This is a genomic window from Roseateles sp. AC306 (assembly GCF_979253795.1).
The window spans coordinates 20,629-42,690 of the sequence record NZ_CEEDEB010000015.1 but is presented as its reverse complement, the minus strand read 5'-3'; the positions used below and the strand labels follow the sequence as shown (position 1 = coordinate 42,690).

The window sequence follows — 22,062 nt, the reverse complement described above, 5'->3', positions numbered from 1 at the left end:
GCGGTGCGCTTTGCAAGGCCGCCGGCAACAAATGAAACCCACCGGGATGCAGGGTGCAACGGCGTTGATACGGCGGCTGCGGAGACTGCGCAGCGTCAACAGCCAACACCCCGAGGAAGCCATGATCCGTCCGCTGATGCTCGCGCTCGCCCTGTGCGCCAGCTCCTTTGCTCACGCCGCGCCGCTGTACGTCCAGGCGCCGGTCGAACCCAATGTCGGCTACGCGTGGAACTCGCAGCACCGCGTCAACGACGGCGGCTGGCTGGCCCATGACGATTTCACGCTGGCCAGCAACGCCAGCGTGCAGCGCGTCACCTGGCGCGGCATCTACCTGACCGTCAACGACGCCGGCCAGACCATCGACGGCAGCCCCAACACCGACACCTGGACACTCAAGTTCAGCAGCGACAACGCCGGCGCTCCGGGTGCCGATCTCTACGCCAGCACGGTGGCCGCAGCCCAGGTGACGCGCACCGAGTCTGGCGACGTCGGCTACTTCGGCGCGCTGCCGGTCAAGGTCTACGACTTCTCGATGGACCTCACCAGTGACTTCGATGCGCTGGCCGGCACCCACTACTGGCTGAGCCTGGAGTCCACAGTCGGCCCCGGCGGTTGGTATCCCGCCTTCGCTTGGACCATGGGGGAGGGTGCAGCCGACGCCACCAGCTACCAGCAGCGCCTGGCTGCCGATCACAGCGTGGCCTTCGGCACCGAGCGGGCCGGCAACCGCGCCTTCGCGCTGTTCGGCGAGGCGCGCGACCTGCCCGAGCCGGCCAGCCTGGCGCTGGTGACCCTGGCGATGCTGGTCATGGGCATGACGCGCCGTCGCGCGCGCTGAACGGCGGTTAATCTGAGGGCATGCCCGAGCTCGCTGAGTCGCCCTCCCGACCGTCGCGCCTGCAAGCCTGGCAGGTGCTGCTGGGCGGTGTCTGCGCGCTGGTGCTGACCATTGGCCTGGCGCGCTTTGCCTACACGCCGCTGCTGCCGCAGATGCACGCCCAGGCCGGGCTCGGCGTGGCCGACGGCGGGCTGCTGGCGGCCATCAACTACGCCGGCTACATGAGCGGCGCGCTGTTCGCTGCATGGATAGAAAGCCCGACCTGGCGCCAACGCCTCTACGTCTGGGCGCTGCCGCTGGCCCTCGTCATCACCGTGTTGATGGGGCTGAGCACGTCATTCGGCACCTGGGCGCTGTCGCGCTATGTCGGCGGCCTGTGCGGCGCGGCCGGCATGCTGCTGGGCTCGGGCCTGGTGCAGGGGTGGCTGATCCGCTCGGGCCGCCGGCCGGAGCTGGGCCTGTACTTCATCGGCCTGGGCCTGGGCATCGTCGTGTCGGCCGTGGGCGCCATGGGCATGACGGGCCTGAACCTCGACTGGGCCGCGCAGTGGCAGGGCTTTGCCTTGCTGGGCCTGGCCTTCCTGATTCCCGCTTGGGTTTGGCGCCCGCCGGTGCCGCCGCCGCTGATCAAGTCTGCGGCCGGTGCTGCACCCAGCCGGCGCTGGATGGCGCTGATGGTGGCGGCCTACTTCTGCGCCGGCTGGGGCTTCGTCATCAATGCGACCTTCACCGTCGCCATCGTCGAGAAGCAACCGCTGCTGGCTGGACAAGGGCCGTGGGCCTGGTTGCTCGTCGGCCTGGCGGCCACGCCGGCGGTGTTCGTGTGGGACCGAATCGCCCGGCGCACCGGCGACGTCGGCGCACTTCTGATCGCCTTCGGCGTGCAGATCGTCGGCGTGCTGCTGCCCGCGCTTGTCGAAGGCCTGGCCGCAGCGCTGCTGGGCGCGCTGCTCTACGGCGCGACCTTCATCGGCATCGTCAGCCTCACGCTGGCCCTCGTCGGCCGGCGCTCACCCGCCAACCCGGGCAAGGCGATGGCGCGCCTGACGCTGAGCTACGGTGTCGCGCAGATCAGCGCGCCGGCGCTGACGGGCCGCATGGTGGAGGCCAGCGGCAGCTTCAACGCAGCACTCTGGTTGACCGCCGCTGTGATGCTCGTCGGCATGCTGCTGCTGGCGGCCGTGCTGCGTGAGTCGCGAGCGACGCGCTGATCAGGACCCGCGCCCGGGTGTCGTCGCTGCACCTGGCTTGACGTTTTCTCCGATGGCCTCGGCGGCTCGCCGGTCGGCCTCGCGCTGCGCCGCGGAGCGGCAGCGCGTGGTCGGCAGATTGCTGCCGACGCGCGTCTCGCGCTCGCAGGTCGTGTCGGCCGTGACGGCATCGTGGGTCTGGGGCGCCGCGACGCAGCCCGCCAGGCCGGCGAGCAGCGTTAGCAGGACCAGTTTCATGCTCAGCTGCCCCCCGGCTTCGTGACCGCCGCGCCGCGTCGCGACACCTCTTCCAGGTCGCCGACATTGCGCTTGTCCTGTTCCCGCTGGGCGGCGGTGCGGCAGCGCATGCCGGTGAAGCGGGTGCCGGTGGGCTCGGAGCGCTCGCAAATGGTGTCGCCCGCTGCGGCGGCCGCCTTTTCTTCGACGGGCGGCGGGCCGGCGCAGCCGAGCAAAGCGGCGGGCAAGAGGATGAGGAGAAGTTGTTTCATGATGCCCTCAGGAATTCGAAGCTTGCAGGATATCGGGGTATGAACAGGGCGTAACTCTCTGTGACCCCGTCATCCAGGTGACGCGCCAGATGGTTAAGGGCAGGCGGCTGCATCCTTGCAGCCTGGAGTTGCCTCATGAAACGACTGGCCATGGCCATTGCCCTCATCACTTCCGCCGCGCTTCTGTCGGGCTGCATCATCGTGCCGCACCGCCATGGCGGCTATCGCGGCGGTGACCGCCACCACTACAGCGACTCGCATGACCGCAGCCCCGGCTACTACCAGCCCGGCCGTCGCTACTGATTAGGGCCTGCTGCCGTCGTGTGAACAGGCCCTAGACGCGCTCGATGACGGTGGCGATGCCCATGCCACCGCCGACGCACAGCGTCACGACGCCGGTCTGAAGATCGCGCCGTTCCAACTCATCCAGCAGCGTGCCCAGCAACATGGCGCCGGTGGCGCCCAACGGGTGGCCGAGGGCGATGGCGCCGCCATTGACGTTGACGCGGTCCATGTCCAGCCCGAGGTCGCGCGCTGTCTTCATGGGCACGGCGGCAAAGGCCTCGTTGATCTCCCACAGGTCGACGTCGCGCGCCTGCATGCCAGCCTGCTTCAAGGCCTTGAGGCAGGCCGGCGTCGTGCCCGTCAGCATGATGGTCGGCTCGCTGCCGGTGACGGCCGCGGCGCGGATGCGCGCGCGCGGCTTCAGGCCCGCAGCCTCGCCGCCGGCCTTCGATCCGACCAGCACAAGCGCTGCGCCGTCGACGATGCCCGATGAATTGCCGGCGTGGTGGCGGTGGTCGATGGCTGCTGCGTGCGGGTACTTGCGCAGCGCCAGCGCGTCGAACCTGGCACCCAGCTTGATGAAGGCCGGGTTCAGCGCGGCGAGCGTGTCGACAGTCGTCTGCGGGCGGATGGTTTCGTCCTCGGCCAGCAGCAGCGCGTCGTTCTCGTCATGCACGGGCACCAGGGCGCGTGCAAAGCGCCCCTCGGCGCGTGCGGCCGCTGCGCGTTGGTGGGACCGGGCCGCGTAAGCGTCGAGGTCGCCGCGCGAAAAGCCTTCCAGCGTTGCGATCAGATCGGCGCCTATGCCCTGCGGCACCAGGCCGATCGCCTGCACGACGCGCTCGTCCAGCAGCCAGGCGCCGCCGTCGCTGCCCATGGTCACGCGGCTCATGCTCTCCACGCCGCCGGCCACCACCAGCCGCTCGAAGCCGCTGGCCACCTTGGCCGCCGCGAGGTTGACGCTCTCCAGCCCCGACGCACAGAAGCGCGACTGCGTGACACCGGCGACGGACTCCGCCCAGCCCGCGTCCAGCACGGCGATGCGCGCGATGTCGCCGCCTTGTTCGCCCATCGGCGTCACACAGCCGAGCACAACGTCGTCGACCAGCGCCGTGTCCAGTGCGTTGCGGTCGCGCAGGGCCTGCAACAGCGTGCGCACCAGCCAGATCGGCGTGGCTGCGTGCAGGCTGCCTTCGGGCTTGCCCTTGCCGCGCGGCGTGCGGCAGTGATCGAAGAGATAGGCGTCGAATGTCATGCGATGCCGACGGCTGCTTCGAGCGCAGTGATCTCTTCGTCGACATAGGCAGCAAGCCGACCGAGATTGGGCAGAGCATCGGTGGCAATGAAGCCAAAGGACAGCGTGCCGGCGTAGCTGAACAGCGTGATGTTGAGCAGGTGCGTGGCCGGCAGCGTGGACACCGGGTGCATCTCCGTCAGCTCCGCGCCCTTCAGGTAGAGCTTGGTGGCCGGTCCGGGCACGTTGGACACCAGGGTGTTGCCCAGCGGTGTGACGACATCGGCGAGCTTGAGCATGCCGGCGATCTGGCCGAGCAGCCCGGTGAGGATGGTGTAGGTCTCGACCGCCTCCGGCGAGACCGAGTCGATCATGGCGCGCACATTGCGCAGCGAGTAGCCGACGTTACGCAGGCGCACGTAGGCGTCGTCGGTAGGCGGCGACAGGTCGACAAGGATGATGCCGATCTTGTTGCCACCGTCCTTCTCGCCTTCGCGGCGCAGGTTGACCGGCATCTGGATGGTGATGGGCCGGTCGAGTTCAATGCCTTCATCCGCCAGGTAGCGGTGCATGGCGCCGTCCAGGCAGGTCAGCGCGACATGGTTGAGCGTGGCGCGGGCCACCTTGCGGATGCCGTCGATGCGGGCCATGGGCACGGCGGCGGTGGCGAACTGGCGGCCCGGTGTGGCATTGCCGGTGAAGGGCGTGGCGCCGCTGGCCATGAAGGGCAGGGCGATGGCGTTCTTCGTCAGCTTGATGGCCTCCAGCGCCAGCATGGCCGTGAGCCGGCCGATGCCGACGGCGCGCTTGCTGTTGGCGGTGAGCTGCTTCCACACGGTGCCGGCGACGGCCTGATCCAGCCGCTTCTTGCGCCCGTGGCCGCCACGCCGCGTGTGATCAAACGTCCAGACCGGCGTGACCGTCAGGTCATCAGGCGTGGTGCGCAGCGAGCCCATGCCCCAGCGCATCATCGTGATGCCGTCGGCGACCGCATGGTGCATCTTGTAGTAGACGGCGAACTGCCTGTCCCACAGCCCTGAGATGACGTGCACCTCCCACAGCGGCCGGCTGCGGTCGAGCAGGGGTTCGTGCAGTTGGGATGTCAGCGCATAGAGGGCGTCGCGGTCGTTGGCGCCGGCTTTGAGCTTGTGAAAGAAGACGTGCTTCTTCAGGTCCACCGCCTCGGCAGCGGACCAGCTCGGCATCAGCCCGGCTGACAGGAAATGGATGACCTGGTCAAACGGCGGCTGGACGTCGGTCTGCTCGAGGAACTCCTCATACAGCTGCTTCGCAAAGCTGGCCGTGCCGCCTTTCGGAATGCGGTGGATGTGCAGCCCGGCCACATGCTTGGGGCTGGCCTCGCTCTCGGCGATGAAGAAGGCGAGGTCCAGCAGGGAGAGGCGCGTCATAGGGCCAGCATAGGCCGGCACCCGGGCCGGTCAAACCCGGGAAATCACGCCTCGCCGCTGGACGCCTTGCGCCGGCCGCTGCGCTTGATCTTCTCGGCTGCCTGCGCGGCTTCGCGCTCGTCGGCCTTGCGGGCTTCCTCCTCGGCGGCCTCACGGCGCCAGGCGGCCATCTCGTCGGGCGTCTCCAGCGTGATGCGGCCGAGCAGCCCCTGCCGATAGTCGATCAGCAGCGCCTCGGCGGCCTTGTGCATCTGCACGCCGCCGCCGCGCACCTTGGCGCCGCGTTTCAGGCCGATGGCCTCCAGCACGGCGTCGTCGGCGCCGAGTTCGGTCAGCCCGTATCGGGCCTGGAGCTGTTCGGGGTAGCGGCGCTTGAGTGTGGCGATCAGCTCCAGCGCCACCTCTTCTTCGTCGAAGGCATTGCGGCCGATGGCGCCGCTGGCGGCGAGGTTGTAGCCGCTCTGCTCGATGGCGATGCGCGGCCACAGCATGCCGGGCGTGTCGAACAGATAGAAGCCGTTCTCCAGCACGAACTTCTGTTCGAGCTTGGTGATGCCGGGCTCGTCCCCGGTCTTGGCGGCCTTCTTGCCCACCAGCGTGTTGATCAGCGTGCTCTTGCCCACATTGGGAATGCCGCAGATCAGCACGCGCAGCGGCTTGTGGATGTCGCCGCGCAGGGGCGCCAGCTCGCGGCAGGCCTTGATGAGGGCGCGTGCTGGCGCCTTGTCGCCCGCGTCCAGCGGGATGGCGCGGGTGTGCGGCTGAGCGTTGTAGAAGGCCAGCCACGCTTCCGTCTGCACCGCGTCCGCCAGGTCCTGCTTGTTCAGGACCTTCAACGACGGCCGGCCGGTGGTGAGCGCCGCCAGCAGCGGGTTGCTGCTGGAGCCAGGCAGGCGCGCGTCGAGCAGCTCGATGACCACGTCCAGCCCCGCCTTCACGCGATCCTTGATCGCCTGGCGGGTGGAGTTCATGTGGCCGGGAAACCAGTTGATCGGCATGCGTGCAAGGGTTGAGAGAAGGCCGGGATTGTCGGGGGCTTACATCCGGTTGCCCGCCCTGCTGCCGTTACCCCCAAGATCTTGGGCTTGTGCGGCAGAGGTCTTTATGCGATTCGAAGGTGTCTTGAGTGCCTGGAACCCGGATGCCGGCTACGGCAGCATCCGCCCGGTGGGCGGCGGGGACGAGGTGTTCGTCGGGCTGGGCGCTTTCCCGACCGACGGGGAAGGTCCTCGACTGGATGAGCCCTTGAGCTTTGAAATTGTCACGGGCCGTGACGGTCGCAAGCAGGCGGTGGGCCTGAAGCGTCTGGCGTCGGCCACCCGCGGCTCGGCCCTGCGGGAGGCCACGGGCTTGGGCCAGGCACGCGTACAGCGCGCCCAAAGAAAACGGCGCCTGGGCCTGGTGGCCGGCGCCGTGGTCGCGGTGATGCTGGTGCTGGGCGGGCTGTACGGGTGGCCTGCGGAGAAGACAAGCGCCGTGCCGTCTGTGGCGAGGCGCTGAGCGTCAGACTGCGGGCCGAGCGCCGGGCCGCCCCCAAGCCGGCCCGCAGGCGATGTGCTTGCGGCTCAATGCAGCGAGCATCGCCGTCCCCTCGGGGGACAGACCAGGCCTGCCGCGTTCAGCGGTGCAGGACTGGGCGAGGGGCTTTCAATCTTCAGTCCTCGTTCTTGAAGACCAGCTTCACTTCGTGGCTGGCTTTTTCGCCCGGCTCGAACTTCCATTCCATCAACGCCGCGATCACCGCGCGGTCGAAGACGCGCTTGGGCTCGGCTTCGATGATTTCGACGCTGCTGACCTTGCCGTCGGCTTCGATGTTGAGCTTGGCCTTGACGGAGCCGGTCGAGATGCCTTTCTTGGCGGCCTCGTTGGGGAACTCCGGCGGCACTTTCTTGACCACCTTGGGCACGGCGTGGGCGGCCATGGCCAGCATCAGGGTGGCGATGAGGACGGTGGCGGAACGCAGGAAGGACATGGCGAACCTTTGCAGTTGAGAGTGAGGTTCAGGCCGCGCGGAAGAAGCCGACAGCTTCGATCAGGCGGGTGGAGCTGTCGCGCAGCGCGTCGGCCGAGCGGCTCAGGTCGCCGACGAGCGTGGTGTTCTGCTGCGTGGCGCGGTCCAGTTCGTTCATCGCGCCGTTGACGACGCCCACGCCCGTGGCCTGCTCCTGGGCCGAGTGCGAGATCTCCTCGATCAGCTGGCCCATGTTGTTGACCTCGTCGACGACGCTGCGGATGGTCACGCCGGCGTTGTTGACCAGCGTGGTGCCGTTCTCGACCTTGACGGTCGATTCCTGGATCAGCACCTTGATTTCCTTGGCGGCGCCGGCCGAGCGCTGGGCCAGCGCGCGCACTTCGGAGGCGACGACCGCGAAGCCGCGGCCATGCTCGCCGGCACGGGCGGCTTCAACGGCCGCGTTCAGGGCCAGGATGTTGGTCTGGAAGGCGATGCCGTCGATGACGCCGATGATGTCGCCGATCTTCTTGGAGCTGGCGCTGATCTCTTCCATCGTCTCGACGACCTTGGAGACGACGGCACCACCGTTGCTGGCGGCCTGGCGGGCCGTGATGGCGATGCCGGCGGCGCGGCGGGTCAGGTCGCTGGCGCCCTTGAGCGTCGAGGCGATCTCTTCCACCGAGGCAGCCGTGTTCTGCAGGCTGGCGGCGGACCGGTTGGTGCGGTCGGCCAGGTTGGTGTTGCTGTCGGCGATGGTGCCGGAGTTCTGCGCCACCTCGCTGGCGGCGGCCGACACGTCGCGCACGACGCCGGAGAGCGCTTGCTGCATGTCCTTCATGGCCTGCAGCATCTGGCTGAGTTCGTCGCGGCCGTCGACCTGGATGTCCTGTGTGAGGTCGCCGTCGCGGATGGCTTCCGCGGCCAGTTGGGCGCGGCGTGCCGGGCCGACGATGGAGCGCGAAATGACGAGGCCGCCGCCAATGCCAAGAGCCGCTGCAACGATGACCAGCACCGCGGTCACCATCACCGAGAAGCGGGCGCGTTCGTTGCCGGAGATGGCAAGCTCCTTGCCGCTGTCGAACTGCATGTCGACAAGCTTCTTGAGGCCCTCCTGCAGCGCGGATTGCGCGGGGCGCAGGTCGGTGATCAGGCTCTCACGTGCCTCGTCGGGGCTGCCGTCGGCCTGGATCTTCTGGAACTTGGCAAGTGCGGCCAGGAACTTGGTCTTCTGCTCGCGGACTTCGCCGACGACCGACTTTTCCTTGTCGTCGGAAGAGGCGGCGTCAAGGCTCGTCAATTGCTTTTCGGCTTCGTCCACCGCGCCGACGATGGCGGCTTTCTGCTTCTTGATGGCGCCCGCCGTGTCCAGCAGCAGCAGGTCCCGGACGGCGCGCGAGATGATGTTGACCTGGCTCTCCAGCGCATTCGCAGCACCAATCTTAAAAAGGCTGGAATTTGCGGTGCGGTCCAGGTCGTTCGCCAGGCGCCGGGCGTTGGAGGCGCCATAAAAGCCGATGGCGACCAACAACAGGATCAGCAGGCCGAAGCTCACAGCCAGTCTTTGGCCAATGCGCAGTTGCGTCAGGAAGTTCATTCGGATCTATTCCTTGTCTTGGTCTTCGGGTATCGGCGGCCGGCTGCCGCTGTGGAGTTCGAAGTGAACTTTAGGCCCGCATGTCCTGTTTGGACTGCCCCAGCGACGGGCCGCCGCGCAGTGTGTCGCGACCTGTGACGATTTGCTTCCTGTGTCTTCACCCCCGCCGTGAAGTCGTTCACGACGGCCCCTCGCCCTGGGGCTTGGTAGATCAGTGTGAAGTAGTGGCCGAGCGCAAACGCAGCACTTCGACGGCGTCGATTTCGCCTGCGCGGTGCCCGAAAGACTGGCGCAGGTGGCTGGCCAGCGCGGCCAGATCGTTGGCGCCGAGCACGCCGGCAAACGGTGGCATGCCGTAGGGCTGCGAGTGGCCCGGCGTGGCCGGCGCGAAGCCGCCGCGCTCGATGAGCCGGATGAGGTTGGCCGCGCTGGCCTGGGTGACGAGACGGCTGCCGGCCAGCGCCGGGTACGCCAGAGCGCCGGCCTCGTCGCGCCGGCCCTCGCCGTTGGCGCCATGGCAGGCGGCGCAATGCTCCCGGTAGAGGCCGGCGCCAAGCTCGCGGCGGCGCGGGTCGGGCTCGGCGCCATCCGGCGGGGCCACCGTCCGCTCGGGCAGCGCGCGCAGATAGGCCGTCATGGCGGCCAGGTCGCTGTCGTTCAGCGCTGCCGTGCTGCCCAGCACGACCTCGGCCATCGGGCCCTGGGCGGTGTGGCTGTCGACGTGGCCGTCGCGCAGCAGGCGCTGCACGGTCTCGGATGACCAGCGCTGCACGCCGGCTTCAGCCGGGTCCAGCAGCGACGGCGCCACCCAGCCGATGCCGGCGAGCAGCCCACCGCGAAAGTCTGCCGCACCCCGGTCGCCGCCCAGCGCGTCGCGCCCGGCGTGGCAGGCGCTGCAGTGGGCCAGGCCCTGGCTGAGGTAGGCGCCGCGGTTCCAGGTGGCGTCGTGCGCGGGATCGGGTTGGTAGACGCCGGGGCTGAAGTAGAGCGCTCGCCAGGCGGCGATGGCCAACTGGCTGCCGTAGAGGCCGCGCAGCTCGTGTTCGCGGCGCGTGGCGGCCACGCCGGGCTGGGCTCGCAGCCAGGCGTGCAGCGCGTCGGCGTCCTCGCGGCTGACGAGCGTGGTGTTGGTGATCGGGTGGGCCGGCACCAGCAGGCGGCCGTCGCGGCTCTGGCCCAGGTGCAGGGCGCGCCAGAAGTCATCGGCGCTCCAGCCGGCCAGGCCGGTGGCGTCAGGCGTCAGGTTGGTCGAGAAGACGGTGCCGAAGGGCGTCGGGACGGCGCGGCCGCCGGCCAGGCGCTCGCCGCCGCGCGCCGTGTGGCAGCCGGCGCAGTTGCCGACGGCCGCAAGGTAGGCGCCGCGCTCCAGGCTGACGGGGGCGGTGGACGGCGGCGTGGCGTCGGACAGATTCCGCTGCCAGGCCAGCAGCGCCCAGGGCGAGCCCAGCGCCAGCACGACGACCGCGATGAGCAGGAGACGCTTCACGGCAGCCCCCCGCAGCGGACCGGCGCGGGCGCGGCCATCGTGGCGGCGGGGTGGGTGTCAGCCGGCATGGCCTGGCCGGCCAGGAACTGCGTCACCGCATTGATCTCCGCGTCGGTCAGCGCCTTGGCGATATCGGCCATGCAGTCCGGCGCCTGCGCACGGCGCTGGCCGCTGCGCCAGGCGCCGAGCTGGCCGTTCAGGTAGTCGCGCGACAGGCCCAGCAGCCCCGGCACGGCCGGCTGGGTGCCGGTCAGGCGCTCGCCGTGGCAGGCGGTGCAGGCGGGCAGCCGGCGCGCGGCGTCGCCATTGCGGATGAGCTTTTCAGCGCGGGCCAGTTCGGGCGCCGGAAGCGTGGGCTTCTGCGGCGGCGGGTAGGGCAGGTCCAGCGCTGCGAAATGGCCGGCCAGCTCCTTCAAGTAGGCGTCGGACAGCGGGGCAATCAGCTCGCTCATCAGCCCGTAGTCCCGCCGGCCGTCGCGGAAGTTCAGCAACTGGTTGTGCAGATAGCCGGCCGGCTTGCCCGCCAGGCGCGGGTAGTAGCCGTCCGGCGCGGCGCGTCCCTCCTTGCCGTGGCAGCCGGTGCAGGCCAAAGCTCGCTGCGCGAGCGTGTTCGGGACGGGTTGCGCCCGGGCCGCCGTAGCGGCCATGGCGAACACGGCCAAGGCAAGCCACCAGATCCTCATGTCCGCGCTCCGAAAATGGCCGAGCCCACGCGCACCATTGTCGAGCCGGCACGGATGGCGTCTTCGAGGTCGGCGCTCATGCCCAGCGACAGCGTGTCCAGCGCCAGGCCCTCTGCCCTGAGCGCCTCGAACAACGCGGCCATCGCCTGGTGCTGGGCCAGCGCGCCCGGGCCCGGCTCGGGCACGGCCATCAGGCCGCGCAGCGTCAGCCGGGGCAGGGCGGCGACCTGGTGGGCCAGCCCGGCCACGTCGGCCGGCAGCAGCCCGCTCTTGCTGGCCTCGGCGCTGATGTTGACCTGCAGGCAGATGTTGAGCGGCGGCATCCCGGCGGGGCGCTGCTCGGACAGGCGCTCTGCGGTCTTGAGTCGGTCCACCGAATGCACCCAGGCGAAGGCTTCCGCGACCGGCCGCGTCTTGTTGGACTGGAGCGGGCCGATCAGATGCCATTCGATGGGGAGATCGGCCAGTTCCTGCGCCTTGGCAAGGCCTTCCTGCACGTAGTTCTCGCCGAAGGCACGGGCGCCAGCGGCAAAGGCTTCACGCACGGCCGAGGCGGGGAAGGTCTTGCTGACGACGAGCAGGCGAACCGCCTCGGCTGCACGGCCGGCTGAGACGCATGCCGCAGCAATGCGGTTTTTGGTGACTTGGAGGGAATCCGAGATGGCCATAATCAGTCGAGCTTTACAGGTACACCATGGACATCACTCAGCTGCTGGCATTTTCGGTCAAGAACAAGGCGTCGGACTTGCACCTTTCGGCTGGGCTGCCACCCATGATCCGCGTGCATGGCGATGTGCGCCGCATCAACGTCGAGGCGCTGGACCACCGCGCGGTCCACGACATGGTGTACGACATCATGAACGACACCCAGCGCAAGATGTACGAGGAGGCGCTGGAAGTCGATTTTTCCTTCGAGATCCAGGGTCTGGCGCGTTTTCGCGTCAATGCCTTCAACCAGAACCGCGGCGCGGGCGCCGTGTTCCGGACGATTCCCAGCAAGATCCTCAGCCTGGAGCAGCTCAACGCGCCCAAGATCTTTGCCGACCTGGCGCTCAAGCCGCGCGGCATGGTGCTGGTGACCGGCCCGACCGGCTCGGGCAAGAGCACGACGCTGGCCGGCATGGTCAACCACCTCAACGAGAACGAGTACGGCCACATCCTCACCATCGAGGATCCGATCGAGTTCGTGCACGAGTCCAAGAAGAGCCTGATCAACCAGCGCGAGGTCGGCCCGCACACGCATTCGTTCGCGAACGCGCTGCGCTCGGCGCTGCGCGAAGACCCGGACTGCGTGCTCGTCGGCGAAATGCGCGACCTGGAAACCATCCGCCTGGCGTTGACCGCGGCTGAGACGGGTCACCTGGTGTTCGGCACGCTGCACACCTCGTCGGCCGCCAAGACGGTGGACCGCATCGTCGACGTCTTCCCCGCCGCCGAGAAGGAGATGGTGCGGGCGATGGTGTCGGAGTCCCTCGTCGCCGTCATCTCGCAGAGCCTGTGCAAGCTGAAGGACGGCAGCGGCCGCGTCGCGGCCCACGAGATCATGTTGGGTACGTCGGCCATCCGAAATCTCATCCGCGAGAACAAGGTGGCGCAGATGTACTCGTCCATCCAGACGGGCAACTCGCAGGGCATGCAGACGCTGGACCAGAACCTGACGGATCTGGTGAGGCGCAACATCATTTCCCCCGCCGAGGCTCGCTCGAAGGCGAAATTCCCGGAAAACTTCCCAGGCTGACCGCCCAAGGACACGCACCATGGAACGCGATCAGGCATCCAAGTTCATCAACGACCTGCTGCGGCTGATGCTGTCGCGCAAGGGCTCCGACCTCTTCCTGACGGCCGAGTTCCCGCCCGCCATCAAGGTGGACGGCAAGCTGACCAAGGTGTCGCCCCAGCCGCTGACCGGCCAGCACACGCTGCAGCTGGCGCGGGCCATCATGAACGACAAGCAGGCGGCCGAGTTCGAGCGCACCAAGGAGTGCAACTTCGCGATCTCGCCGCACGGCATCGGCCGCTTCCGCGTGAACGCCTTCATCCAGCAAAGCCAGGTCGGCATGGTGCTGCGGACCATCCCGTCCGTGCTGCCCACCATCGAGTCGCTGGACCTGCCGCCCGTGCTGCGGGAGGTGGTGCAGCACAAGCGCGGCCTGGTCATCGTCGTCGGCGCCACGGGCTCGGGCAAGAGCACGTCGCTCGCCGCGATGATCGACGAGCGCAACGAGACGACCTATGGCCACATCGTGACCATCGAGGACCCGATCGAGTTCGTGCACCCGCACAAGAACTGCATCGTCACGCAGCGCGAGCTGGGCCTGGACACCGACAGCTGGGAGGCCGCGCTGAAGAATTCGCTGCGCCAGGCGCCCGACGTCATCCTGATGGGCGAACTGCGCGACCGCGAGACGATGGAGCACGCGGTGGCCTTCGCCGAGACCGGCCATCTGTGCATGGCCACGCTGCATGCCAACAGCGCCAACCAGGCGCTGGACCGCATCATCAACTTCTTTCCCGAGGAGCGCCGCCAGCAGCTGCTGATGGACATCTCGCTGAACCTGCGCGCCCTCGTCAGCCAGCGCCTGCTGCCACGCCGCGAGGGCAAGGGCCGCGTGGCGGCCGTCGAGATCCTGTTGAACTCGCCGCTGATCTCCGACCTGATCTTCAAGGGCGAGATCACCGAGATCAAGGAGCTCATGAAGCGCTCGCGCGAACTCGGCATGCAGACCTTCGACCAAGCCCTGTTCGACCTCTACGAAGCCGGCAAGGTGACCTATGAAGACGCGCTGCGCAATGCCGATTCCGTGAACGACCTGCGTCTGCAGATCAAGCTGAACAGCGAACGCGCGCGCAGCGGCGACCTGTCCTCCGGCACCGAGCACCTGACGATTCTTTGATCCTCTGATTCATTCCCCATGAGCACCCGCAGCTACGACCCCGTTCCCTCCCGCCGAGTCGCCTTCCTGGGCCTGGGCGTCATGGGCCATCCGATGGCCGGCCACCTGGCGCGTGCCGGGCACCAAGTCACCGTCTACAACCGCACCGCCGCCAAGGCCGAGGCCTGGGTGAACGAATACGGCGGCGCCTTGGCCGCAACGCCGGCCGAGGCTGCGCAGGACGCGGAGTTCGTGTTCTGCTGCGTCGGCAATGACGACGACCTGCGTTCGGTCGTGCTTGGGGAGTCGGGGGCGTTCCACGGCATGGCGCCGGGCACGGTGTTCGTCGATCACACGACGGCCTCGGCCGAGGTGGCGCGTGACCTGCACTCGGTGGCCGCCTTGCAGGGCCTGCATTTCATCGATGCGCCCGTCTCCGGGGGCCAGGCCGGTGCGGTCAATGGTGCGCTGACCGTCATGTGCGGCGGCGACGCGGCGGCCTTTGAGGCGGCCAGGCCGCTCGCGCTCGCCTTCGCCAAGGCCGTCACGCTGCTCGGCGGCACGGGTTCCGGCCAACTGGCCAAGATGGTCAACCAGATCTGCATTGCCGGCCTCGTGCAAGGCTTGGCCGAGGCCGTGCGCTTCGGTCAGAACGCGGGCCTGGACATGGCCCAGGTGCTTGACGTCATCGGCAAGGGCGCCGCCCAGAGCTGGCAGATGGACAACCGCGGCAAGACCATGGTCGAGGGCAAGTTCGACTTCGGCTTCGCGGTCGACTGGATGCGCAAGGACCTCGGCCTCGTGCTCGACGAGGCCCGCCGCAACGGCTCACGCCTGCCGGTGACGGCGCTGGTGGACCAGTTCTATGCCGACGTGCAGGCCATGGGCGGCAACCGCTGGGACACGTCCAGCCTGATCAAGCGCCTCAGCCCTGCGCCCGCCGACCGCCGCACCCAGCCCCGGTAGGTCTGATTCGGCAGGCCGGGTTCCGACCCGACCTACTTCTTCGGAAGCGTGCGGGCGAGTTCTTCCTCGCTGATGATCTCGAACGCCCGCACGACCTTCTTGACGCCGCCGATCTGGCGCGCAATCTCCGTTGCGCGTTCGGCTTCGCGTTCGGTCACGCGGCCCATCAGGTAGACCTGGGCGCGCTCGACGACCACGTAGAAGGCGTTGCTGTGCAGGTCGCGCGCGTCGATGAGCTTGGCCTTGACCTTGCCTGCGATGACGACGTCGCTGGAGCGGCTGCCCAGCGAGCTGGCCGCGCCGACGGCGACTTCGTTCAGCACCTTCTGCACGTTCTCCACGCCGCCGACGACGCTGTCCAGCGCCGCGCGAGATTCTTCGGAGTTGGCCTCACCGGTGATCAGGGCGACGCGGTTGTAGCTGTTGACATTGACGTGCACCTTCTCCCCGAGCTGCTCGCGCACGCGGGCACCGGCCTTGACCTCGATGGTCTCGTCTTCCAGCTGGGCGCCCGAGGTGCGGCGATCGGTGGCGACGTTGACGCCGCCGACCATCGCGCCGCCGATCAGCAATGGCGCGCAGCCGGTGGCAAGCGTGCTGGCGAGGATGGCGGCGGTCAGGGTGAGGGAGAGCTTCTTCATCGGGTTTCCATCGAATGGGTTATTCGTCGCTGCCCAGCAATTGCAGGTCGACAGCATCGGCCAGCGCATGCAGCAGCACGCGCTGGGCTTCGACAACGCGCGGCTCACGGCCGTGGCTGACGCGGATCTGGATATCGGTGTCGAGCAGCACGCCGCGCCACTCGTCGGCCGAGCCCGGCGGCTGGGCGGTCAGGGCGATGATGCTCATCTCCTGTGCATGGGCTGCTGCCAGCGCGGGCTGCCAGGCGTCGCGCTGTTCGCGCAGCGGCTCAATCATGATGAGCACGTCGCCCGGGTGGCCGTGGGCTTGCAGCAGCCGGGTCAGGTCCAGCCCGGCCGCGTCGCGCACCTGGGCGGACAGGCTCCAGGCCGCCAGGCCCGGGCGCTCCTGCTCGAAGCGGCCGGCCAGGCGGGCGGCAAGGTAGTCGGCGTCCATGCTGGCAAGGCCCTGGCCGGCGCACAGGATGCGGTTGCCGCCGGTGATGGCGTCCACCACCATCTGTGCTGCCATCGCCAGGGGGCGGGCCAGTTGCTCGGCGGCCTGGTAGAGCAGGTCGGCGCTCTCGAAGAATTGCTGCTGGATGCGTTGCTCGATCATTGGGCGGCGATCATAGTCAGCGTCGCGGGCCGAGCGCCGGGCCGCTCCCAAGCCGGCCCGTCCTGGCGATGTGCGCGTGGCTCAACGCCCCGAGCATCGCCGTCCCCCAGGGGACCGCCCAAGGTAAGTCCTTGGGCGAGGGGCCCGATGTCAACCCGCATCGAAGGCGGCTTGCAGCCAGGTCAGCGTCTCGCCATCGATGGCGACCACGTCGAACCGGCAAGGCGGCGGGCTGGCATAGCGCAGCAGGTAATGCTGGGCGGCGTAGATGAGGCGTTGCTGCTTGCGTGCCGTGACGCTTGCGGCCGCGCCGCCGTGCGAGGCATCGGCCCGCGCCCGCACTTCGACGAAGACCAGCGTGCCGTCGCTGTCCAGCAGGATCAGGTCGACCTCGCCGGCGCGGCGGCTGGGGCCGGCGCCGACTCGATAATTCCGCTCCAGCAGCCGCAGGCCGGCGCGTTGCAGATGCGCCAGCGCAGCGTCCTCCGCCGCGTCACCGCGCGTCTTGGTAGCCGGTTTTGATCGAGAGCCCCACTTGAACATTGACGCCTCATTGCTTTGCCAGGCCGCAGCGGCCGCAGCCGGCGGCCAGCAGTATCCGGCCGCCACGCTCTATCTCGTCGCGACGCCCATCGGCAACCTGGCCGACCTGAGCCTGCGCGCCATCCATGCCTTGAGCCTGGCCGATGCGCTGGCCTGCGAGGACACGCGCATGGGCGGCGGCCTGCTGCGCCACCTGGGCCTGCACAAGCCGCTGATCGCGCTGCACCAGCACAACGAGCGCGAAGCGAGCGCGACGGTCTTGGCGCGACTGGCCGCGGGCGAGCGCGTGGCCTATGCATCGGACGCCGGCACGCCGGCCATCTCTGACCCCGGCGCGGTGCTAGTGCAGGCCGTCGTGGCGGCCGGCTACCGCGTGCTGCCACTGCCCGGCCCGAGCAGCACGGTGACGGCGCTCAGCGTCGCCGGCGACACCGCCGCGACGAGCTTTGCCTTCGCCGGCTTCCTGCCCACCAAGGCCGGCGAGCGCCGCACCGCGCTGCAAGCCGTGCTGGCCGTTGAGGGGCAGAGCCAGGTCGTCTTCGAAGCGCCGCATCGCATCGTCGAAGTCATCGCGCTGCTGTCCGAGCTGGCACCGACGCGCCGCGTCACGGTCTGCCGCGAGCTGACCAAGCAATTCGAGAGCATCCACACCGCTGAGGCCGGGACACTGCCGGCCTGGCTGGCCGCCGATTCGCAACGCCAGCGCGGCGAGTTCGTGCTGGTGCTGCATGCGCGGCTGCCGCAGCCGGTGGCAGACGACGACCTTCCCCCGGAGCCGCTGCGCGTGCTGGCGCTCCTTGTCGCCGAACTGCCGCTGAAGCAGGCCGTGGCCCTGGCCGCCCAGATCACCGGCGCGCCGCGCAACCGGCTTTACGACGCTGGGCTCAGGCTCAGGAACGGCGGCGACGAGTGAGCAGGCCGCCGGCCGCCAGGCCCAAGGCCAGCAGCAGGGCCGGTGCGGGCTCAGGCACGGCCGCCGCAAGCAGGTAGACCCTGCCGTTGCCCACCGCATAGAGGGCGCCGTCGCCGCCCTCGCCGAAGCTGGTCAGCTGGAAGCCTGCGAAGGGCGAATCCAGCGCCGTCGTGCTGACCGTGCCGCCGCTCTCGCTCAGGCTCCAGATGCGGCCCGAGACGAAATCGCCGAACACGTATTTGCCGTCCAGTGCGGCATCGGCGCCGCCGCGGTAGACATAGCCGCCGATGACCGTGCCGCCGACGTCACGGCCGTAGTCGAACAGCGGGTTGGTCAGGTTGGGCGGTGTCGGGTCGCCGATGCCCGGCGTGGCGATGGAACCTTCGCGCACGCGCCAGCCGTAGTTGGCGCCGCGGCCCAGGCCGGACGCGGCGGACGCGAAGTCGACCTCCTCACGCGCGCCCTGGCCTACATCGCCGATCCACAGGTCGCCCGTCTGCCGGTCGAAGCTGCTACGGAAGGGATTGCGCAGGCCATAGGCCCAGATTTCGTCATTGCCGGCCACGCCGACGAAGGGGTTGTTCGCCGGCACCGTGTAGCCGCCATTGGCATTGGGCGTGACGCGCAGCAGTTTGCCCAGGTTGCTGTTCAGGTTCTGCGCGTTGTTGTCGGGGTCGTTGCCGCTGCCGCCGTCACCGGTGGCGATGTAGAGGTTGCCCGGGTCGGCGGCGCTGAAGCCGATCCAGCCCGCCTTGTGGTTGCTGAGGTTGGCGGGCTGGTTCACGGTAATGATGGTGCGCGCGCTCGTCGGGTCGACCACGCCGGAGGGGTTCGCCGTGTAGCTGGCGACGACCGTGTTCAGCGACGTCTTGTCGATGTAGTTCACATAGAAGCGGCCGTTGCTGGAGAAACCGGGATCGAAGGCCAGACCGAGCAGGCCTCGCTCGCCGCCGGTGTCGACCTGCGCTGACAGGTCGAACCATGTCGACACCGTGTTGCCCTGCTGCACCTTGATGAGGCCGCCTTTTTCCACCACGAACAGGCGGCTGTCGCCCATCGGAGCCGTCAGGAAAAGCGGATCTGTGTAGCCGGAGCCGATCTCGGTGGCCGCCATCGCAGGGGCTGCGCCAGCGGCGATGACGAGGGACAGCGAGGTGAGCAGGGGCTTCATGAAGTCTCCAGATTGTTGGTTTGCACGATGCTCGCGGCCACGGCCTTTGCGTCGCCACCCCTAGTTGGCGCGGACTTGTGAAAGCTTGTAAATGACCCACGGCCGCCCGCCCCTGCGCACGGCGTGGTCAGCGTCACGCGGGCGGGCGCCGCAGGTTCCTAGAATGAACCCATGATCGCCGTCGAACCCACCCTGGCCCGCCTGGCCACCGCCCGCTCGCAACTGCTGGAGCCCTTCGGTCTGACCGAAGCGTCGCTCGCCCAGGCGCTGCGCCTCATCACGGAGCACCGCATCGACGACGCGGACCTCTATTTCCAGACCACGCGCGCCGAGGGCTGGAGCCTGGAGGAGGGCATCGTCAAGAGCGGTTCCTTCAGCATCGACCAGGGCGTAGGCGTGCGCGCCGTGGCCGGCGAGAAGACGGCGTTTGCCTATTCCGACGACATCTCGCTGGACTCGCTGTTGGACGCCGCCCGCACCGCGCGCACGATTGCGGCGGCAGGCCAGAGCAAGAAGGTGAAGGTGCCGGGCACCAACCGCGTGGCCGGCAGTCGTGAGCTTTACGGCGTGACCGACCCCATCGCCAGCCTGGACAGCGCGGCCAAGGTCGCGTTGCTGGAGCGTGCCGAGAAGATGGCCCGCGCCAAGGACCCGCGCATCGCCCAGGTGATGGCCGGTTTGGCAGCCGAGCATGAGGTCGTGCTGATCGCCCGGGCCGACGGCACGATTGCCGCGGACGTGCGCCCGCTGGTGCGCCTGTCCATCACTGTCATCGCCGAGAGCAACGGCCGCCGCGAGGTGGGTTCGGGCGGCGGCGGCGGGCGCTTCGGCTTGGCGTACTTCACCGACGAGATGATCGCGACCTACGTCGAGCAGGCCGCGCATGCGGCGCTCACCAATCTGGAAAGCCGCCCGGCGCCGGCTGGCGAGATGGTTGTCGTGGTCGGCCCGGGCTGGCCCGGTGTGCTGCTGCACGAAGCCGTCGGCCACGGCCTGGAAGGCGACTTCAACCGCAAGGGCTCCAGCGCCTTTGCCGGCCGCATCGGCCAGCGCGTGGCGGCCAAGGGCGTGACGGTGCTGGACGACGGCACCATCCCCGACCGGCGCGGCTCGCTGAATGTCGACGACGAAGGCTGCGCCAGCCAGCGCAACGTGCTGATCGAGGACGGCATCCTGAAGGGCTACATCCAGGACGCGATGAACGCCCGCCTGATGAAGACCGCGCCCACCGGCAACGGCCGCCGCGAGAGCTATGCCCACGTGCCGATGCCGCGCATGACCAACACCTACATGCTCGGCGGCAAGGACGACCCGAAGGAGATCGTCGCCTCCATCAAGAAGGGCCTGTACGCCACCAACTTCGGCGGCGGCCAGGTCGACATCACGAGCGGCAAGTTCGTGTTCTCGGCCAGCGAGGCCTACTGGGTCGAGAACGGCAAGATCCAGTACCCGGTCAAGGGCGCCACCATCATCGGCAACGGCCCGGACGCGCTGACTCGCGTCAGCATGATCGGCAACGACATGGCGCTGGACACCGGCGTGGGCGTCTGCGGCAAGGAAGGCCAGAGCGTGCCGGTGGGCGTGGGCCAGCCGACGCTGCGCATCGACGGGCTGACGGTGGGCGGCACGGCCTGAAAGCTTGGCTTGGCGTCTCACGAAAGCCCGTTCTCGCCAGCGTGCTAGATTCCGCACCCATGTCCCGCGCTACCTTTTTTAGCTTTTGGTTTTTCTCCCGCCCCGGCGGTGGAGAGTCCTGAGCGCGCGCGCTGAACCCAGACTCCCTACAAACCGCCGGGCCTCCAAAGCCCGGCGGTTTTTTGTTTTTTAAGGTGCCAACGATGAACGCCAAAGTCTCTTCCGTCGAACCCGAAGCCCAGCGCTGGTACTCCCAGGACGACAAGACCAGCGCCACCGATGACGAGCGCATCCTCGACATCACGCCGCTGCCGCCGCCGGAGCACCTGATCCGCTTCTTCCCCATCCGCGGCACCGCGATGGAAGGCCTGATCAGCAACACGCGCCAGCGCATCCGCAAGATCATGAGCGGCGAGGACGACCGCCTGCTCGTCGTCATCGGGCCCTGCTCCATCCACGACCCCAACGCCGCGCTGGAGTACGCCCGCAAGCTCAAGATCGAGCGCGAGAAGTACGCCGACACGCTGGAAATCGTCATGCGCGTCTACTTCGAGAAACCGCGCACGACGGTGGGCTGGAAGGGCCTGATCAACGACCCCTACCTGGACGAGAGCTACCGCATCGACGAAGGCCTGCGCATCGCCCGGCAGTTGCTGCTGGAGATCAACCGCCTGGGCGTGCCGGCCGGCTCCGAGTTCCTGGACGTGATCTCGCCGCAGTACATCGGCGACCTGATTGCCTGGGGCGCCATCGGCGCGCGCACGACCGAGAGCCAGGTGCACCGCGAACTGGCCTCGGGTCTGTCGGCGCCCATCGGTTTCAAGAACGGCACGGACGGCAACATCAAGATCGCGACCGACGCCATCCAGGCCGCCGCGCGTGGCCACCACTTCCTGTCGGTCCACAAGAACGGCCAGGTCGCCATCGTGCAGACCAGCGGCAACGAGGACTGCCATGTCATCCTGCGCGGCGGCAAGGCACCGAACTATGACGCCACCAACGTTGCCGCAGCCTGCGCCGACCTGGCCAAGGCCAAGCTGCCGCAGCGCCTGATGGTGGACTGCTCGCACGCCAACTCCAGCAAGCAGCACCAGCGCCAGGTGGACGTGGCGCGCGACATAGCCGGCCAGATGCGCGAGGGCGGCAAGAACATCTTCGGCGTCATGGTGGAAAGCCACCTGAACGACGGCGCCCAGAAGTTCACGCCGGGCCAGGATGACCCGGCCAAGTTGACCTACGGCCAGAGCATCACCGACGCCTGCCTGGGCTGGGACGACTCGCTGGCGGTGCTGGACGTGCTGAGCGAAGCCGTGAAGGCGCGCCGGGGCTGACAAGATGTGGGCCCCTCGTCCGGCCTCGCCACGCTGAGCGCGGGCGAGTCCGACCGGTCCCCCGAGGGGACGGCGATGCTCGCGGCATTGGGCCGCGAGCACATCGCCCGACGGGCCGGCTTGGGGCAGCCCGGCGCTCGGCCCGCGGCGCGGAATAATCCTGGCTCTTGAAATCTGCATCGCGCGGCCCAATATGGGCCGCGTTTTCG

General features: G+C 68.6%; 24 protein-coding genes. 10 read left to right on the top strand and 14 right to left on the bottom strand.

Translation table 11 applies throughout. From position 1 onward, the window contains the following. The first annotated feature begins 121 nt into the window (after positions 1–121). Together AC0IZJ_RS23270 and AC0IZJ_RS23265 are read left to right on the top strand one after the other, a co-directional pair. A complete protein-coding gene (locus AC0IZJ_RS23270) occupies positions 122–838 on the top strand; it encodes a PEP-CTERM sorting domain-containing protein (RefSeq protein WP_471853951.1) in 717 nt (238 codons plus the stop codon). Between the two features lie 20 nt (positions 839–858). Further along, entirely contained in the window at positions 859–2,049 is a 1,191-nt protein-coding gene (locus AC0IZJ_RS23265; RefSeq protein ID WP_471853950.1) for a YbfB/YjiJ family MFS transporter, read from the top strand. Here AC0IZJ_RS23265 and AC0IZJ_RS23260 read toward each other — a convergent pair whose 3' ends face one another. Further along, positions 2,050–2,286, bottom strand: coding sequence for a hypothetical protein (locus tag AC0IZJ_RS23260; protein WP_471853949.1), 237 nt, complete (start codon positions 2,284–2,286; stop codon positions 2,050–2,052). It lies immediately after the preceding gene. Positions 2,287–2,288: 2 nt separating this feature from the next. Further along, positions 2,289–2,537 (bottom strand): hypothetical protein, encoded by a 249-nt coding sequence (locus AC0IZJ_RS23255; protein ID WP_471853948.1) that lies wholly within the window; start codon positions 2,535–2,537, stop codon positions 2,289–2,291. A gap of 135 nt (positions 2,538–2,672) precedes the next feature. On the opposite strand from AC0IZJ_RS23255, the gene AC0IZJ_RS23250 reads away from it, so the two are divergent. After that, a complete protein-coding gene (locus tag AC0IZJ_RS23250; protein ID WP_471853947.1) occupies positions 2,673–2,840 on the top strand; it encodes a hypothetical protein in 168 nt (55 codons plus the stop codon). A 31-nt stretch (positions 2,841–2,871) separates the two neighbouring features. Here AC0IZJ_RS23250 and AC0IZJ_RS23245 read toward each other — a convergent pair whose 3' ends face one another. Genes AC0IZJ_RS23245 through ylqF form a run of 3 tightly spaced genes read right to left on the bottom strand, consistent with a single transcriptional unit; the run spans position 2,872 to position 6,463 of the window. Then, positions 2,872–4,077: an acetyl-CoA C-acetyltransferase gene (locus tag AC0IZJ_RS23245; protein WP_471853946.1), complete on the bottom strand. Its 1,206-nt coding sequence runs from the start codon at positions 4,075–4,077 to the stop codon at positions 2,872–2,874. Next, positions 4,074–5,465 (bottom strand): wax ester/triacylglycerol synthase domain-containing protein, encoded by a 1,392-nt coding sequence (locus tag AC0IZJ_RS23240; protein ID WP_471853945.1) that lies wholly within the window; start codon positions 5,463–5,465, stop codon positions 4,074–4,076. Before AC0IZJ_RS23240 ends, AC0IZJ_RS23245 begins: the two co-directional genes overlap by 4 nt. A 44-nt stretch (positions 5,466–5,509) precedes the next feature. Continuing rightward, positions 5,510–6,463: a ribosome biogenesis GTPase YlqF gene (gene ylqF / locus AC0IZJ_RS23235; RefSeq protein WP_471853944.1), complete on the bottom strand. Its 954-nt coding sequence runs from the start codon at positions 6,461–6,463 to the stop codon at positions 5,510–5,512. 124 nt (positions 6,464–6,587) lie between these two features. Between ylqF and AC0IZJ_RS23230 the strand changes: the two genes are divergently transcribed. Further along, positions 6,588–6,965 carry a cold-shock protein gene (locus AC0IZJ_RS23230; protein ID WP_471853943.1) on the top strand — a complete coding sequence of 126 codons (378 nt, stop codon included), beginning with the start codon at positions 6,588–6,590 and terminating at the stop codon, positions 6,963–6,965. Between the two features lie 154 nt (positions 6,966–7,119). On the opposite strand, the gene AC0IZJ_RS23225 is transcribed toward AC0IZJ_RS23230, so the two are convergent. The 5 genes from AC0IZJ_RS23225 to AC0IZJ_RS23205 form a co-directional block, all read right to left on the bottom strand. Then, complete coding sequence (locus AC0IZJ_RS23225; RefSeq protein ID WP_471853942.1) at positions 7,120–7,437, bottom strand: energy transducer TonB; 318 nt, start codon at positions 7,435–7,437, stop codon at positions 7,120–7,122. Between the two features lie 28 nt (positions 7,438–7,465). Continuing rightward, entirely contained in the window at positions 7,466–9,013 is a 1,548-nt protein-coding gene (locus AC0IZJ_RS23220; protein WP_471853941.1) for a methyl-accepting chemotaxis protein, read from the bottom strand. 211 nt (positions 9,014–9,224) lie between these two features. Then, positions 9,225–10,499, bottom strand: coding sequence for a c-type cytochrome (locus AC0IZJ_RS23215; protein WP_471853940.1), 1,275 nt, complete (start codon positions 10,497–10,499; stop codon positions 9,225–9,227). Beyond that, entirely contained in the window at positions 10,496–11,182 is a 687-nt protein-coding gene (locus AC0IZJ_RS23210; protein ID WP_471853939.1) for a c-type cytochrome, read from the bottom strand. Before AC0IZJ_RS23210 ends, AC0IZJ_RS23215 begins: the two co-directional genes overlap by 4 nt. After that, positions 11,179–11,850, bottom strand: coding sequence for a YggS family pyridoxal phosphate-dependent enzyme (locus AC0IZJ_RS23205; RefSeq protein ID WP_471853938.1), 672 nt, complete (start codon positions 11,848–11,850; stop codon positions 11,179–11,181). Before AC0IZJ_RS23205 ends, AC0IZJ_RS23210 begins: the two co-directional genes overlap by 4 nt. Positions 11,851–11,876: 26 nt before the next feature. On the opposite strand from AC0IZJ_RS23205, the gene AC0IZJ_RS23200 reads away from it, so the two are divergent. Genes AC0IZJ_RS23200 through AC0IZJ_RS23190 form a run of 3 tightly spaced genes read left to right on the top strand, consistent with a single transcriptional unit; the run spans position 11,877 to position 15,021 of the window. Further along, positions 11,877–12,920, top strand: a complete 1,044-nt coding sequence (locus tag AC0IZJ_RS23200) for a type IV pilus twitching motility protein PilT (protein ID WP_471853937.1) — start codon at positions 11,877–11,879, stop codon at positions 12,918–12,920. A 19-nt stretch (positions 12,921–12,939) separates the two neighbouring features. Next, positions 12,940–14,076 carry a PilT/PilU family type 4a pilus ATPase gene (locus AC0IZJ_RS23195; RefSeq protein ID WP_471853936.1) on the top strand — a complete coding sequence of 379 codons (1,137 nt, stop codon included), beginning with the start codon at positions 12,940–12,942 and terminating at the stop codon, positions 14,074–14,076. Between the two features lie 18 nt (positions 14,077–14,094). Then, on the top strand, positions 14,095–15,021 hold the full coding sequence (locus AC0IZJ_RS23190; RefSeq protein ID WP_471853935.1) for an NAD(P)-dependent oxidoreductase: 927 nt from the start codon (positions 14,095–14,097) through the stop codon (positions 15,019–15,021). Positions 15,022–15,053: 32 nt separating this feature from the next. Here the strand turns inward: AC0IZJ_RS23190 and AC0IZJ_RS23185 are convergent, their stop codons facing one another. The 3 genes from AC0IZJ_RS23185 to AC0IZJ_RS23175 all read right to left on the bottom strand — a co-directional run bounded on the left by AC0IZJ_RS23185 (position 15,054) and on the right by AC0IZJ_RS23175 (position 16,803). Further along, entirely contained in the window at positions 15,054–15,662 is a 609-nt protein-coding gene (locus AC0IZJ_RS23185; RefSeq protein WP_471853934.1) for a BON domain-containing protein, read from the bottom strand. 19 nt (positions 15,663–15,681) lie between these two features. Continuing rightward, entirely contained in the window at positions 15,682–16,260 is a 579-nt protein-coding gene (locus AC0IZJ_RS23180; RefSeq protein ID WP_471853933.1) for an SIS domain-containing protein, read from the bottom strand. A 150-nt stretch (positions 16,261–16,410) separates the two neighbouring features. Then, positions 16,411–16,803, bottom strand: coding sequence for a YraN family protein (locus tag AC0IZJ_RS23175; protein WP_471853932.1), 393 nt, complete (start codon positions 16,801–16,803; stop codon positions 16,411–16,413). Here AC0IZJ_RS23175 and rsmI point away from each other — a divergent pair. Then, positions 16,796–17,716 (top strand): 16S rRNA (cytidine(1402)-2'-O)-methyltransferase, encoded by a 921-nt coding sequence (rsmI, locus tag AC0IZJ_RS23170; RefSeq protein ID WP_471853931.1) that lies wholly within the window; start codon positions 16,796–16,798, stop codon positions 17,714–17,716. The genes AC0IZJ_RS23175 and rsmI overlap by 8 nt on opposite strands. Here rsmI and AC0IZJ_RS23165 read toward each other — a convergent pair. After that, a complete protein-coding gene (locus AC0IZJ_RS23165; protein WP_471853930.1) occupies positions 17,694–18,887 on the bottom strand; it encodes a PQQ-dependent sugar dehydrogenase in 1,194 nt (397 codons plus the stop codon). The two genes, rsmI and AC0IZJ_RS23165, sit on opposite strands and share 23 nt — an antisense overlap. 171 nt (positions 18,888–19,058) lie before the next feature. Here AC0IZJ_RS23165 and tldD point away from each other — a divergent pair, with 171 nt between their 5' ends. Together tldD and AC0IZJ_RS23155 are read left to right on the top strand one after the other, a co-directional pair. Further along, positions 19,059–20,522 carry a metalloprotease TldD gene (gene tldD, locus AC0IZJ_RS23160; RefSeq protein ID WP_471853929.1) on the top strand — a complete coding sequence of 488 codons (1,464 nt, stop codon included), beginning with the start codon at positions 19,059–19,061 and terminating at the stop codon, positions 20,520–20,522. 203 nt (positions 20,523–20,725) lie between these two features. Then, positions 20,726–21,853 (top strand): 3-deoxy-7-phosphoheptulonate synthase, encoded by a 1,128-nt coding sequence (locus tag AC0IZJ_RS23155; protein ID WP_471853928.1) that lies wholly within the window; start codon positions 20,726–20,728, stop codon positions 21,851–21,853. Positions 21,854–22,062 lie beyond the last annotated feature (209 nt).